Origin of the sequence: Brevundimonas sp. TWP2-3-4b1 (assembly GCF_049897665.1) — a bacterium.
Taxonomy (GTDB): domain Bacteria; phylum Pseudomonadota; class Alphaproteobacteria; order Caulobacterales; family Caulobacteraceae; genus Brevundimonas; species Brevundimonas subvibrioides_B.
On the sequence record NZ_JAFCWQ010000001.1, the window covers coordinates 467,228 to 479,466 of the forward strand.

Annotated in this window: 16 protein-coding genes; 7 read left to right on the forward strand and 9 right to left on the reverse strand. The window is 65.5% G+C overall.

Annotated elements, in window-relative coordinates:
• Positions 1-72: 72 nt before the first annotated feature.
• The 8 genes from ACP7A5_RS02310 to ACP7A5_RS02345 all read right to left on the reverse strand — a co-directional run bounded on the left by ACP7A5_RS02310 (position 73) and on the right by ACP7A5_RS02345 (position 5,771).
• Positions 73-588, reverse strand: a complete 516-nt coding sequence (locus ACP7A5_RS02310) for a F0F1 ATP synthase subunit B (protein ID WP_426040383.1) — start codon at positions 586-588, stop codon at positions 73-75.
• A complete protein-coding gene (locus ACP7A5_RS02315; RefSeq protein ID WP_426040384.1) occupies positions 588-1,175 on the reverse strand; it encodes a hypothetical protein in 588 nt (195 codons plus the stop codon). The genes ACP7A5_RS02310 and ACP7A5_RS02315 overlap by 1 nt, the downstream gene beginning before the upstream one ends.
• A 76-nt stretch (positions 1,176-1,251) precedes the next feature.
• Positions 1,252-1,476: a F0F1 ATP synthase subunit C gene (locus ACP7A5_RS02320; RefSeq protein ID WP_168045007.1), complete on the reverse strand. Its 225-nt coding sequence runs from the start codon at positions 1,474-1,476 to the stop codon at positions 1,252-1,254.
• Between the two features lie 55 nt (positions 1,477-1,531).
• Positions 1,532-2,308: a F0F1 ATP synthase subunit A gene (locus ACP7A5_RS02325; RefSeq protein WP_303696277.1), complete on the reverse strand. Its 777-nt coding sequence runs from the start codon at positions 2,306-2,308 to the stop codon at positions 1,532-1,534.
• A gap of 9 nt (positions 2,309-2,317) precedes the next feature.
• Entirely contained in the window at positions 2,318-2,677 is a 360-nt protein-coding gene (locus tag ACP7A5_RS02330) for an AtpZ/AtpI family protein (protein ID WP_303696276.1), read from the reverse strand.
• A 643-nt stretch (positions 2,678-3,320) separates the two neighbouring features.
• Positions 3,321-4,061: a polysaccharide deacetylase family protein gene (locus tag ACP7A5_RS02335; RefSeq protein WP_426040385.1), complete on the reverse strand. Its 741-nt coding sequence runs from the start codon at positions 4,059-4,061 to the stop codon at positions 3,321-3,323.
• Between the two features lie 43 nt (positions 4,062-4,104).
• Entirely contained in the window at positions 4,105-4,524 is a 420-nt protein-coding gene (locus ACP7A5_RS02340; RefSeq protein WP_426040386.1) for a hypothetical protein, read from the reverse strand.
• Positions 4,521-5,771, reverse strand: a complete 1,251-nt coding sequence (locus ACP7A5_RS02345) for a DNA polymerase IV (RefSeq protein WP_426040387.1) — start codon at positions 5,769-5,771, stop codon at positions 4,521-4,523. The genes ACP7A5_RS02340 and ACP7A5_RS02345 overlap by 4 nt, the downstream gene beginning before the upstream one ends.
• Positions 5,772-5,894: 123 nt before the next feature.
• Between ACP7A5_RS02345 and ACP7A5_RS02350 the strand changes: the two genes are divergently transcribed.
• Positions 5,895-6,278: a response regulator gene (locus ACP7A5_RS02350; protein WP_426040388.1), complete on the forward strand. Its 384-nt coding sequence runs from the start codon at positions 5,895-5,897 to the stop codon at positions 6,276-6,278.
• Positions 6,279-6,285: 7 nt separating this feature from the next.
• Entirely contained in the window at positions 6,286-7,650 is a 1,365-nt protein-coding gene (locus ACP7A5_RS02355) for a PleD family two-component system response regulator (protein WP_426040389.1), read from the forward strand.
• Between the two features lie 66 nt (positions 7,651-7,716).
• Here the strand turns inward: ACP7A5_RS02355 and rpmG are convergent, their stop codons facing one another.
• Positions 7,717-7,884 (reverse strand): 50S ribosomal protein L33, encoded by a 168-nt coding sequence (rpmG, locus tag ACP7A5_RS02360; protein WP_003164451.1) that lies wholly within the window; start codon positions 7,882-7,884, stop codon positions 7,717-7,719.
• A 128-nt stretch (positions 7,885-8,012) separates the two neighbouring features.
• Between rpmG and ACP7A5_RS02365 the strand changes: the two genes are divergently transcribed.
• The 5 genes from ACP7A5_RS02365 to ACP7A5_RS02385 all read left to right on the forward strand — a co-directional run.
• Positions 8,013-8,570 (forward strand): hypothetical protein, encoded by a 558-nt coding sequence (locus ACP7A5_RS02365; protein ID WP_426040390.1) that lies wholly within the window; start codon positions 8,013-8,015, stop codon positions 8,568-8,570.
• A gap of 310 nt (positions 8,571-8,880) precedes the next feature.
• Complete coding sequence (gene rpsL, locus ACP7A5_RS02370; RefSeq protein WP_013269204.1) at positions 8,881-9,255, forward strand: 30S ribosomal protein S12; 375 nt, start codon at positions 8,881-8,883, stop codon at positions 9,253-9,255.
• Positions 9,256-9,327: 72 nt separating this feature from the next.
• Positions 9,328-9,801, forward strand: a complete 474-nt coding sequence (gene rpsG, locus ACP7A5_RS02375; RefSeq protein ID WP_056615544.1) for a 30S ribosomal protein S7 — start codon at positions 9,328-9,330, stop codon at positions 9,799-9,801.
• 149 nt (positions 9,802-9,950) lie between these two features.
• Complete coding sequence (gene fusA / locus ACP7A5_RS02380) at positions 9,951-12,032, forward strand: elongation factor G (protein ID WP_426040391.1); 2,082 nt, start codon at positions 9,951-9,953, stop codon at positions 12,030-12,032.
• A gap of 88 nt (positions 12,033-12,120) precedes the next feature.
• The coding region (locus tag ACP7A5_RS02385) for a GTP-binding protein (RefSeq protein WP_426038994.1) at positions 12,121-12,239 on the forward strand (119 nt) is incomplete at its 3' end.

A 12,239-nucleotide genomic window follows, 5' to 3' on the forward strand; every position in this document is an offset into this window, starting at 1 on the left:
CGGGATGACAAAAAACAAGGGCGGCGCACCGGACCGGTGCGCCGCCCATTCGCATGACTTCAGGCGATACCCCTAGTTCAGGCGCGTGCCGATCTGGGCGATGGCGGCGTCGAGGAGGGGGTCGGTCTTCGCGCCGGCGATACGGGCGGTGAGGATGGTCTCGGCGGCCTGGGCGGCCACCTCGGCGGCGGCGGACTTGACCTCGGCCGTGGCCTGGACCTCGGCGGAGGCGATGCGGCGCTCGGCCAGAGCCTGGCGACGGGCCAGGGTCTCTTCAAGGCGGATCTTGGCCTCGGCTTCCATGATGCGGGCGTCGGCCTCGGCGGCGGCCAGCATGTCGCGAGCCTGGGCCTCGGCGGCGGTTTTCTCGGCGCGGATGGTGGCGAGAAGGGCCTCGGCCTCGGCGCGCAGGCGCTGGGCCTCATCCAGTTCGGACTGGATCTTGGCGCCCTTGGCGTCCAGCTGGCCGGCGACCAGTTTCGGCACGCCGACGTAGATGCAGATGCCGATGAAGATCAGCAGGCCGACAAGGACCCACATCTCGGCGCTCTGGAGTCCCCAGAAGCCCTCTTCCATGAACATGTTCATCAGACGGCTCCCTTGACGGCGGCGGTGGCCTCGGCGGCCGAGGGGGCCTTGCCGGTCAGGCGCTCGACGATGGCCGAGGCTGTGTCGGCGGCGATGGTGGCGACATTGGCCATGGCGGCGTCGCGGGTCTTGCCGATGGCGATCTCGGCCTCGGCGATGCGGGCGTTGACGACGGCTTCTTCCTCGGCCGCGCGACGGTTGGCCTCGTCGGTGACGCGGGCCTTGGCGGCGACGGAGGCGGAGCGCGAGTCAGCGCGGGCCTTCTCGACCTCGGCCTTGGCGGCTTCGGCCTGGCCGGCGGCCTCGGCCTGGACCTGGCGGGCCGTGGCGACGGCGGTGGAGATGGTGGTCTCACGCTCGTCGAACACGCGGCGCATGCGCGGGGTGAAGACCCTGGCGATCAGCCAGTAGAGGATGGCGAACAGGAAGATCAGATAGACGATCTGTCCGAACCAGTGCTGGAACTCGAACTGGGGCAGCCCGCCGCCTTCGCCGTGTGCGGCTTCGGTCGAGGCATGCGTCGTCGCGACATCGACAGGGGCCGTGTCGGACGCGGGAGGTACGAGTTCGGGAGTTTGTGCAGCCATGGTCCGTCTGTTCTGAAATCAGGCGAAAAGGCGCGGCGGCCGGATCACCGGCGCCGCGCCTGATCGGGTTCGGCGATCAGGCCGAGTAGAGCAGGATGCCCAGAACGAAGGACAGGATGCCCAGGGCTTCGGCCAGGGCGGCGCCCACGAACAGGTTGCCGATTTGCGAGCCGGCGGCCGACGGGTTGCGCAGGGCACCCGTCAGGAACGAGCCGAAGATGTTGCCGACGCCGATGCCGGCGCCGATCATGCCGGTCATTGCGAGGCCGGCGCCGATGAGCTTGGCGGCTTCTGCTTCCATAATCTTTAGTCCTAGTCTGAGGTTGGTTGGTTGGGACGAAAACTGAGGTGGGGGTTTAGTGCCCGTGGCCCAGGTTGACCACATCGTTGAGGTAGATGCAGGTCAGAACGGCGAAGACGAAGGCCTGGAGGAAGGCCACCAGGAACTCCAGCGCGGTCAGGCCGACGGTCATGCCCATCGACAGCAGGGCGATCGGGATGCCGAGGCCGAGGCCGACGGACCCGCCGACGCCCACGACCACGAAGCCGGCGAAGACCTTCAGGGCCACGTGGCCGCCCATCATGTTGCCGAACAGACGAAGGGTCAGGGTGACCGGGCGCAGCAGGAAGGAGACGAACTCGATGACGATCACGAAGGGCAGGACCGGCCACGGCACCCCCGACGGGACGAACAGCTTGAAGAAGCCGAGGCCGTGCTTGGCGAAACCGATGGCCAGCACCAGCAGGATGGTCAGCACGCCGAAGGTGGCGGTGACGGCGATCTGCGAGGTGGCCGTGAATGTCAGGAACAGGCCGATGAAGTTCATGGCCAGGATGAAGGTGAAGACGGTGAAGACGAACGGGAACAGCTTGCGCCCGTCATGGCCGATGATGGAATCGACGATGCCGTCGATCATGCCGAACATCGTCTCGCCGGCGGACTGCCAGCGGCCCGGGACGACCTTGGCGCCGGCGGTCACGACCTGAAGGAACAGGACAACCACGCCGAAGGCGACGGTCATGGCCAGGTGCGAGTTGGTGAAGGCGAGTTGCTGCTCGCCGATGACAGGCAGGGTCACCGTGCCGAAGTCGACAAGGGGAACGATCTGGAACTGGTGAAGCGGATCAGCCATGGGCGCCTTTTAGTCTTCTTCGTCATCGTCGAAGGGAACCGACTTCGGCTCCACTCCACTTGCTTTCGCCTGGGCCATCAGGCGTTGCGCCGTCGACCAGGCCATCCAAACCGAAACGGCGAAGCCCAGAAGGACGCCGCCGATCAAACCCCAGGGATTGGTATGGAAATACCAGTCCACGATGGCGCCGAGCGCCAGACCCACGAACACGCCGCCGAACAGGTCGGCGATGATCCGCCACGCCTGACCGGCCGCCGCCTGACCCGCCGCCTCGTGAGAAACCTCGCGGGCAGTGCGCGCCTCCAGAGACGAAGCGCTGTCGGTGAGGCGTTTGATCGCCTCTTCGCGCGATTCCGGGGGCAGGGACATGGGCTTTGTTTGTTTCGAACCCCGCCCGGCCACGCATGGATTTGCGGGCCCCGACAGGGGTCTGAATTCGGCGCGGAACCTATAGGCGAGGGGCGGGAAGGTCAAGGCGCGGGATGGTCGCGCTAAGGTGTTGAATTGTCGCGGGTCTGACAGTGCAGCGTGGTTCGTGCTGGTGTGACGAATGGTCGGGGTGAGGCCAGGCGTGCGAACGGCAATACACCGTCCGAAGCGTACGGAGCGTTCGAAGCGTTCGGGTCGTGCGACTCCAAAACGGGAGTCGACAGAGTCGACAGAGTCTACATCCGGGAGGGTGTTGGAGCGGCGATGTTAAAGACCAGCCGCACTGTCGCACGGTTTCGAGGGGCGCCTGCGATAAAGGCTTTGAAAAGAGGCGGGCGTTGAATCGAAAGGCGGATTTGGGGGATCCGTTGATGGGTATGGCCCCCACCGTCCCTTCTCCCCTTGCGGGAGAAGGTGGCCGAGCGAAGCGAGGTCGGATGAGGGGTGACTCCAGGCTGGCCGGTGAGAGATTTGTCGGCACGCACCTTCGACGGCGGTGTCACCCCTCACCCGACCGCGCCAGGACTGCGGCTATCGCCGCCGTGCGCGGGCTCCCTCTCCCGCAGGGGGAGAGGGACTGAAATCAGGCAGCCATCTTTTGCCACGCCTCGCCCACCGGCATGATGTCCAGCCCCGCCGCTTTCGCCAGCCGGATCACGCGATCGAGGTCGTCCGGGGTGCAGCCGTAAGGCGTCGGGCCGTCCATGACGTCGTGGCCGTAGGCGATGAGCCAGCCCTTGCGGGCGGCGGTCGCGGCCATGAGGGCCTCGAGATCGTAGCCGGGCAGGCGGCGGCTCTCGAGGCCGATGGCCTGGAGGTTGGCGCGGTCGGCGCTGCCGGCGTTGACGCCGTCGCGGACGCCGCGGGCGAGGGCGAAGCGGTCCGCGACTATGGCCTTGGCACCGACCGAGACGTCTCCGTAGGGCCAGGCGAAGGTCGTCATGACATGGCCCGCCAGCCTTTCGGCCACCCAGGCGGCGTTCCTGTCCAGATCGGCGGCATAGGCCGCGGGCGAGACCGCGAGGGCGCTGGTGTGGCCGAAGGTGTGGCAGCCGACCTCGTGGCCGGCGCCGAACAGGGCCTGGAGGTGGTCGGTGGTGAACTGGGGCAGGCCCAGGTTCTGTCCGCCCGACAGACCGCCTGCGACATAGTAGGTGGCGGTTACGCCATGCTCCTCGAGGATGGGGCCGGCCTCGGTCCAGGCGGTCACCGGGATGTCGTCGAACGACAGGCTGAAGACGCCGCGTTTGGGGCCGATGGGCACGGACTGGACGCCGAGGTAGCGACCGCCCCGGCGGCGCATCTTGTCGAGGAATGCGGACATGGGGGGAGGATGCACGAGCCGGCTTAAGGGCGGTTGAACGGCCTCAAGTGGTTGCGAGTCTCCCAAGATAGGCCTCGTTGGTGGCGATTACGATCGCCCAGGCGGTTAACGCCAGCATTGTCAGGCTGCCTCCGATCAGGGGTCGGAGAGGCAGCTCTTTGATCAAGAGAGCGACGATAAAAATGCCCAGGAAGGCGGCGACTCCGACGAGCATCGCCGCCGTGTTTCTCACGAGATACGCAGATCGGTACCCAAGCGGGATGCGGCCGTGATCGGGTTCAAAAGCGATACGGCGTGTGCGGGCGTACCAGCCAACGCCGAAAGCGACTATCGCGAGCGGCTGAACACTTTTCCACTGCGAAGCCCCCGCGAACAGCAACGCCATCAGGAACGCGATCATCAACAAGGCAGCGAGGCCGAGCCACGCCAGCGACGTTTTCGAGTAGCGGTATAGAAGCTTCATTTCTTCAACGCCCGGCCCGCGATGACGGCATTGCTGCCGAATCTAGCACGCAGGGCGTCGATGGTGGTCTCTGTCTTTAGCGTGCGGCGGTCCGGCGAAGCGAACAGGCCTTCGGGCCTGTGCTCGGCGTCCTGGATGTCGGCCAGGCCGATGCCGATCAGGCGGTAGGGTCGGCCGAGCTCGGGGGCGAGCAGTTCGCGGCCGATGGCGAACAGGGCGCGGGCGGTCTGGACCGGGTCGGGCATCGTCCGCCGGCGGGTGACGATCCTGAAGTCGGTGCGGCGCAGCTTCAGCACCACGACGCGGCTGGAGACGCCGTCGCGGCGGGCCTTGGAGGCGACCTTCTCGCACAGGGGGCAGAGTTCAGCCTCGAGCTCCTCGAGCGCGGTCAGGTCGGTGTTGAAGGTATTCTCCGCGCTCATGCCGCGCCGGTCGTGCTCGGGATTCACGGAGCGGGCGTCGCGAGCGTGAGCGAGGTCGTGGAGCCGAAGGCCCGTTTCGCCGTAGCGTTTGACCAGATCGCGGACGTCGGCGGCGGCGAGGTCGCCGACGGTGGCGAAGCCGTCCGAGACCAGGGTCTTGCCGAAGACGGGACCGACGCCGGGCAGGATGCGGACGGATTTCGGGGCCAGGACCGCCTGGGCATTGGCCGTGCCTATGACGGAGAATCCGCGCGGCTTGTCCAGTTCGGAGGCGATCTTGGCGAGGAAGCGGTTGGGGGCCAGGCCGATGGAGACGCCGAGGCCGGTCTCGTCCTCGATCCGTTTCTGGAGGCGGATCAGCTGGAGCGCTGGCGGGCCGCCGTTGAGGCGTTCGGTGCCGGAGAGGTCGATCCAGGCCTCGTCGAGGGACAGGGTCTGGACCAGGGGCGTCAGCTCGCCGACGAAGCGGAAGATGCGCTCCGATTCGGGGACGTATTTCGAGAAATCCGGCTTGAGGACCACGGCGTCCGGACAGGCCTTGAGCGCCTTGAACATCGGCATGGCCGAATGGACGCCGGACTGGCGGGCGATGTAGCAGCAGGTCGAGACCACGCCGCGCACGCCGCCGCCGACGATGACGGGCCTGTCGCGCAGTTCCGGGCGGTCGCGCTTCTCCACCGAGGCGTAGAAGGCGTCGCAGTCCAGATGGGCGATCGACAGCCTGTCGAGCTCGGGGTCGCAGATCACTCGCGGCGAGCCGCAGGACGGGCAGCGGACGACCGTATCCTCCCCGGCCCACCGGCAGTCGCGACAGATGGCTTTCATGGTGAAGCTTGAATTCCCGACTTCACCCCAACTTAAGACTGGGCCGCCACAATCCCAATCGAAGAAGCGGCATGCCTGTCAGCGCGACGTCCGCGCCAGTCGAGGCGGCCAGACCGGGTGAAGATGTCCAAGAAAGTCCTCATCGTCGAGGATAACGAGCTGAACATGAAGCTGTTTCATGATCTGCTCGACTCGCAGGGCTATGAGATCCTGCAGACCCGCGAGGGGATGCAGGCGATGGCCATGGCACGCCAGCACATGCCCGACCTGATCCTGATGGACATCCAGCTGCCCGAGATCTCGGGGCTGGAGGTGACCAAATGGCTCAAGGACGACGAGGAACTGGCCCACATCCCGATCATCGCCGTGACCGCCTTCGCCATGAAGGGCGACGAGGAACGGATCCGGCAGGGCGGCTGCGAGGCCTATATCTCCAAGCCGATCTCGGTGATGCATTTCCTGGAAACCGTGAAGAAGCACCTCAGCCAGCCGGCAACAGTGGGATAGCCGTTCAATGACCGCGCGTATTCTTGTGGTCGACGATGTCGAGGCCAACGTCCGCCTCCTCGAGGCCAAGCTGACGCTGGAATACTATGACGTCCTGACTTGCCAGGCCGGGGCGAAGGCGCTGACCCTCGCGGCGGCGGAACAGCCGGACATCATCCTGCTGGACGTCATGATGCCCGGCATGGACGGGTTCGAGACCTGCCGGCGCCTTAAGGCTGATCCGCTCACCAACCATATTCCCGTCGTGCTGGTGACGGCGCTGGACGGACGCGAGGACCGGATCAAGGGGCTGGAGGCGGGCGCCGACGACTTCGTCACCAAGCCGCTGGACGACGTGGTGCTGTTCGCCCGCGTGCGGTCGCTGACCCGGCTGAAACTGGTCATGGACGAGCTGCGCGAGCGCGAGGAGAGCGGGCGGCGGCTGGGAGTCACGACGGACGGAGCCGGGCGACTGCGCGGCTCGGGCGGCCGGGTCCTGATCGTCGATGACAATGCACGCCAGGCGCAGCGGATCGCCGAGGAGCTGACGCGCGAGCACCGGCCGATGGTCGAGAACGATGCGGCCGGCGGGCTGCTGGCGTCCAGGGGCGCGATCGACCTGATGATCATCAATGTGGCGGCGGCCGAGTTCGACGGCCTGCGCCTGATCGCCCAGGTGCGGTCGGTCGAGCCGACGCGGCACCTGCCCATCCTGGCCGTGGTCGATCCGTCGGACCGGCCGCGGCTGGTCAAGGCGCTGGAGCTGGGCGTCAACGACATCCTGATGAAGCCCGTGGACCCCGAGGAGCTGGCGGCGCGGGCGCGGACGCAGATCCGCAGGAAGCGCTACACCGACTTCCTCAAGGAGAAGCTGGATTACAGCCTGGAGATGGCCGTCACCGACGCCCTGACGGGGCTGCACAACCGCCGCTATATGGCGGGTCAACTTCAAGCCTTTGTCACTCGGGCGGCCCAGGGCGGCGAGCCGGTCTCGGTGCTGGTCCTGGATATCGACCACTTCAAGAAGGTCAACGACGGCTTCGGCCACGACGCGGGCGACGAGGTGCTGCGCGAGTTCGCGGTGCGGCTGGCCACCAACGTTCGCGCCGTTGACCTGCCCTGCCGACAGGGGGGGGAGGAGTTCGTGGTCATCATGCCGGGCACCAGGCTCGAGGACGCCCAGCGCATTGCCGAACGCATTCGCCGCGACGTCGGCTCGACCCCGTTCCGGGTCATGGGCGGTCAGGAGCACCTGACGGTGACCATCTCGATCGGGGTGGCGGCGACCCTGGGGGCGGGCGATACGCCTGAGGCCCTGCTGAAACGCGCCGACGAAGGCGTCTACGAGGCCAAGGCCACGGGACGCGACCGCGTCATCGCGCGGGCGGCCTAGGCTCCGGACAGCAAAACGCCCGGTCGTTTCCGACCGGGCGCTTCAGAAGCAGCGTGGGATCAAGGCCTACTTGATCTTGCCTTCCTTGAACTCGACGTGCTTGCGCACTACCGGGTCATATTTCTTGACGACCATCTTCTCGGTCATCGTGCGGGCATTCTTCTTGGTGACGTAGAAGAAGCCGGTGTCGGCCGTGGAGTTCAGCCGGATCTTGATTGAGGCGGGCTTTGCCATCGGAAATTACCTTTGCGACGGCGGGTGAGCCGTAAAATGAGAGGCGCGGAACATACTCAGGGAAGTCGCGAAGTCAACGGGCGTCTTGGCGCCTTGAGCACGATGTCAAAGCGCGCGACCCTCTCCGCATGAAAACCGCCCTGATCGCCGCCGTCGCAGTCATCCTGTCCGCCTGCGCCACCACGTCCGCGCCGTCCGGGCCGCAGGACGTCTTCATGAGCCGGCTGAACGCCCTGTGCGGCCAGCGCTTCGAAGGCCGGGTGGTCACGACCGACGCGGCGGATGCAAGCTTCGCCAGCCAGCGCCTGTTGATGCATGTCCGCGACTGTTCGCCGGAAGAGGTGCGAATCCCGTTCAGCGTCGGCGAGGACCGCTCGCGGGTGTGGATTGTCACGCGGACGGCCGGGGGCGTCCGCCTGAAGCATGATCACCGCCACGAGGACGGCACGGTGGACGTGCTGCACATGTACGGCGGCGACACGGCAAGCCTCGGGACGGCCGAGCGCCAGGAATTTCCCGTCGATGCCTTCTCCATTGCCCTGTTCAACGCCAATGCCGCCGCAGTCTCCACGACCAACGTCTGGGCGATGGAGGTCCACCCGGACCGGATGTTCGCCTATGAGTTGCGTCGGGCCAACCGGCACTTTCGGGTGGAGTTCGATCTGACCAGGCCGGTGGCTGAGTAGGGCGGACCATCGGTCTTGACCTGAAGGCCCCTCAAGCGTAAACGCGCCGGACTTTCGAGGCGGGCCATTTCGGTGACCCATCCTGATCGTCACAATTGAACGGACGGGCTGTGCCCGCCGGAACGCCCAAAGCGCGCGTTCCGGCCCTTTGTGTTTTCCGGCTTACCGGAGGCGCGCCTGGGCTGTTTGGTCGTGCCGCATCCGGTCTCGAACGACCCCGGGCGGTCCTGAAGGGCCGTTCAAAAGAAGGAAACCGAGGCGCCCCGGCCGACAGGCACACGCCTCCATCAGAAGTCGAGACTGTCTACCGATGCCTACGATCAACCAGCTGATCCGCAAGCCCCGCAAGCCCAAGCCCGTGCGCAACAAGGTGCCGGCCTTGGAGGGCTCGCCCCAGCGTCGCGGCGTTTGCACCCGCGTCTATACGACGACCCCGAAGAAGCCGAACTCGGCTCTGCGTAAGGTCGCCAAGGTCCGTCTGGCCAAGAGCGGCTACGAAGCCGTGTGCTACATCCCCGGCGAGGGCCACAATCTTCAGGAGCACTCGGTGGTCCTGATCCGCGGCGGCCGCGTGAAGGACCTTCCCGGCGTGCGCTACCACATCCTGCGCGGCGTGCTCGACACGCAAGGCGTCAAGGACCGCAAGCAGCGCCGTTCGCACTACGGCACCAAGCGTCCGAAGTAAGCGACCCGCACTTTCCAGATTCAGCCGGTCTCATCCGGCTTCTTCCAGACACCGATTTAGAAGGCCCAGCCCATGTCACGTCGTCACCGCGCCCAGAAACGCGAAGTCCTGCCGGATCCCAAATACAAGGATCTGACCGTCACCAAGTTCATGAACTACGTCATGTACGAGGGCAAAAAGGCCGTCGCCGAGAACATCGTTTACGGCGCCTTCGAAATCCTGGCCGACAAGAAGAAGGACTTCGAGCCGGTCCAGACCTTCCACACCGCCTTGGAAAACGTCCAGCCGTCGGTTGAAGTCCGCTCGCGTCGCGTCGGCGGCGCCACCTATCAGGTGCCGGTCGAGGTTCGCCCCGATCGCCGCCGCGCCCTGGCCATCCGCTGGCTGGTCAACGCCGCGCGCAAGCGTGGTGAGAACACCATGACCGAAAAGCTGGCCGCCGAGCTGCTGGATGCGTCGAACAACCGCGGCACCGCGGTCAAGAAGCGCGAAGACACCCACAAGATGGCCGAGGCCAACCGCGCCTTCAGCCACTACCGCTGGTAGGCGCCTTCAAAGCGTCAAACAGCGACACTATCTAGGCCTATCCGGCGCGGGCGGTTTGAGCTAAATCGCCCGCGCTCGCTTATCCGCCACATCGACGATCTCCCGAGGACGCGGACCGCGTCCTGAACATACTTTCAAGGCACGCTTTCATGGCCCGCACACACGCGCTCGAGGACTACCGCAACTTCGGAATCATGGCCCACATCGATGCGGGCAAGACGACGACGACCGAGCGGATCCTGTACTACACCGGCAAGAACCATAAGATCGGCGAAGTCCACGACGGTGCCGCGACCATGGACTGGATGGACCAGGAGCAGGAGCGGGGGATCACGATCACCTCGGCTGCGACCACGGCCTTCTGGCAGGGCAAGCGCCTGAACATCATCGACACCCCCGGCCACGTGGACTTCACCATTGAAGTCGAGCGTTCGCTGCGCGTGCTCGACGGCGCCGTCGCGGTGCTGGACGGCAACGCCGGCGTCGAGCCGCAGACCGAAACGGTCTGGCGCCAGGCCGACAAGTACAAGGTTCCGCGGATCGTCTTCGTCAACAAGATGGACAAGATCGGCGCCGACTTCGACGCCTCGGTCCAGTCGATCCGCGACCGCCTGGGCGCCAAGGCCGTGCCGATCCAGTTCCCGATCGGTTCGGAAAACACCCTGTCGGGGCTGGTCGACATCGTCGCCATGAATTCCGTGGTCTGGGACAACGACGCCCTGGGCGCCAACTTCACCGTCGGCCCGATCCCGGACGACCTGATGGCCAAGGCCGTGGAGGCTCGCCAGTACCTGATCGACAACGCCGTCGAACTCGACGACGACGCCATGCAGGCCTACCTCGATGGCAACGAGCCCTCGCTGGAAGTGCTCAAGAAGTGCATCCGCAAGGCCGTGCTGACCGGCGCCTTCTATCCGATCCTGTGCGGCTCGGCGTTCAAGAACAAGGGCGTGCAGACGCTCCTCGACGCCGTCGTCGACTACCTGCCTTCGCCCACGGACATCCCGCCGACCCCGGGCATCGACTTCAAGACCGAAGAGCCCGTCGTGCGTCGCGCCTCGGACGACGAGCCCCTGTCGATCCTCGCGTTCAAGATCATGGACGATCCGTTCGTCGGCTCGCTGACCTTCTGCCGCCTGTATTCGGGCAAGATGGAAACCGGCCAGAACCTGCTGAACTCCAGCCGCGACAAGAAAGAGCGCGTCGGCCGGATGCTGCAGATGCACTCGAACAACCGTGAAGACGTGAAGGAAGCCTATGCCGGCGACATCGTCGCCTTGGCCGGCCTCAAGGACACCCGCACCGGCGACACCCTGTGCGATCCGTTGAAGTCGCCCGTCATTCTTGAGAAGATGGAATTCCCGGCGCCGGTCATCGAGATCTCGGTGGAGCCCAAGACCAAGGCCGACCAGGAGAAGCTGGGCGTCGCCCTGGCCAAGCTGGCTTCGGAAGACCCGTCCTTCACCGTCTCGACCGACCATGAGTCGGGCCAGACGATCCTGAAGGGCATGGGTGAGCTTCACCTGGACATCAAGATCGACATCCTGAAGCGCACCTACAAGGTCGAGGCCACCATCGGCGCGCCGCAGGTCGCCTATCGTGAATCGCTCGGCCGCAAGGTCGACATCGACTACACCCACAAGAAGCAGACCGGCGGTACGGGCCAGTTCGCTCGCGTCATGATCACGTTCGAACCCGGCGAGCCCGGCTCGGGCTTCGTGTTCGAGAACACGATCGTCGGCGGCGCCATCCCCAAGGAATTCATCCCCGGCGTCGAAAAGGGCCTGAACTCCATCAAGGACTCGGGTCTGCTGGCCGGCTTCCCCCTGATCGACTTCAAGGCGAGCCTGACGGACGGCAAATACCACGATGTCGACTCCAGCGTGCTGGCGTTCGAAATCGCGGCCCGCGCCGCCTTCCGCGAACTGAAGGAAAAGGGCGCTCCGAAGCTGCTCGAGCCGATCATGGCGGTCGAGGTCGTGACCCCCGAGGACTACCTCGGTTCGGTCATCGGCGACCTGAACGCCCGTCGCGGCATGATCCAGGGTCAGGACATGCGGGGCAACGCCACTGTCGTGAACGCCTTCGTGCCCCTGGCCAACATGTTCGGCTATGTAAACACGCTGCGCGGCATGTCTCAGGGCCGCGCCCAGTTCACCATGCAGTACGACCACTATGAGCCGGTGCCGCAACACGTCGCCGACGAAGTGATCAAGAAGTACAGCGCCTAAACCCAACAATCCCGACGGGCTTCGGTCCGTCGGATACCCCCTGAAAACCTAGGAATAAGCCCCCTGTTCAGGGGACGGAGAGAAGAGAATGGCCAAGGAAAAGTTCGAACGTAACAAGCCGCATTGCAACATCGGCACGATCGGTCACGTGGACCACGGCAAGACGACGCTGACGGCTGCGATCACGATGGTTCTGGCCAAGGCCAG

Bases quoted from the DNA above. Each gene is read 5' to 3' on its own strand.
- ACP7A5_RS02310 (WP_426040383.1), bottom strand. From the start codon at position 588: ATGAACATGTTCATGGAAGAGGGCTTCTGGGGACTCCAGAGCGCCGAG.
- ACP7A5_RS02315 (WP_426040384.1), bottom strand. From the start codon at position 1,175: ATGGCTGCACAAACTCCCGAACTCGTACCTCCCGCGTCCGACACGGCC.
- ACP7A5_RS02320 (WP_168045007.1), bottom strand. From the start codon at position 1,476: ATGGAAGCAGAAGCCGCCAAGCTCATCGGCGCCGGCCTCGCAATGACC.
- ACP7A5_RS02325 (WP_303696277.1), bottom strand. From the start codon at position 2,308: ATGGCTGATCCGCTTCACCAGTTCCAGATCGTTCCCCTTGTCGACTTC.
- ACP7A5_RS02330 (WP_303696276.1), bottom strand. From the start codon at position 2,677: ATGTCCCTGCCCCCGGAATCGCGCGAAGAGGCGATCAAACGCCTCACC.
- ACP7A5_RS02335 (WP_426040385.1), bottom strand. From the start codon at position 4,061: ATGTCCGCATTCCTCGACAAGATGCGCCGCCGGGGCGGTCGCTACCTC.
- ACP7A5_RS02340 (WP_426040386.1), bottom strand. From the start codon at position 4,524: ATGAAGCTTCTATACCGCTACTCGAAAACGTCGCTGGCGTGGCTCGGC.
- ACP7A5_RS02345 (WP_426040387.1), bottom strand. From the start codon at position 5,771: ATGAAAGCCATCTGTCGCGACTGCCGGTGGGCCGGGGAGGATACGGTC.
- ACP7A5_RS02350 (WP_426040388.1), top strand. From the start codon at position 5,895: ATGTCCAAGAAAGTCCTCATCGTCGAGGATAACGAGCTGAACATGAAG.
- ACP7A5_RS02355 (WP_426040389.1), top strand. From the start codon at position 6,286: ATGACCGCGCGTATTCTTGTGGTCGACGATGTCGAGGCCAACGTCCGC.
- rpmG (WP_003164451.1), bottom strand. From the start codon at position 7,884: ATGGCAAAGCCCGCCTCAATCAAGATCCGGCTGAACTCCACGGCCGAC.
- ACP7A5_RS02365 (WP_426040390.1), top strand. From the start codon at position 8,013: ATGAAAACCGCCCTGATCGCCGCCGTCGCAGTCATCCTGTCCGCCTGC.
- rpsL (WP_013269204.1), top strand. From the start codon at position 8,881: ATGCCTACGATCAACCAGCTGATCCGCAAGCCCCGCAAGCCCAAGCCC.
- rpsG (WP_056615544.1), top strand. From the start codon at position 9,328: ATGTCACGTCGTCACCGCGCCCAGAAACGCGAAGTCCTGCCGGATCCC.
- fusA (WP_426040391.1), top strand. From the start codon at position 9,951: ATGGCCCGCACACACGCGCTCGAGGACTACCGCAACTTCGGAATCATG.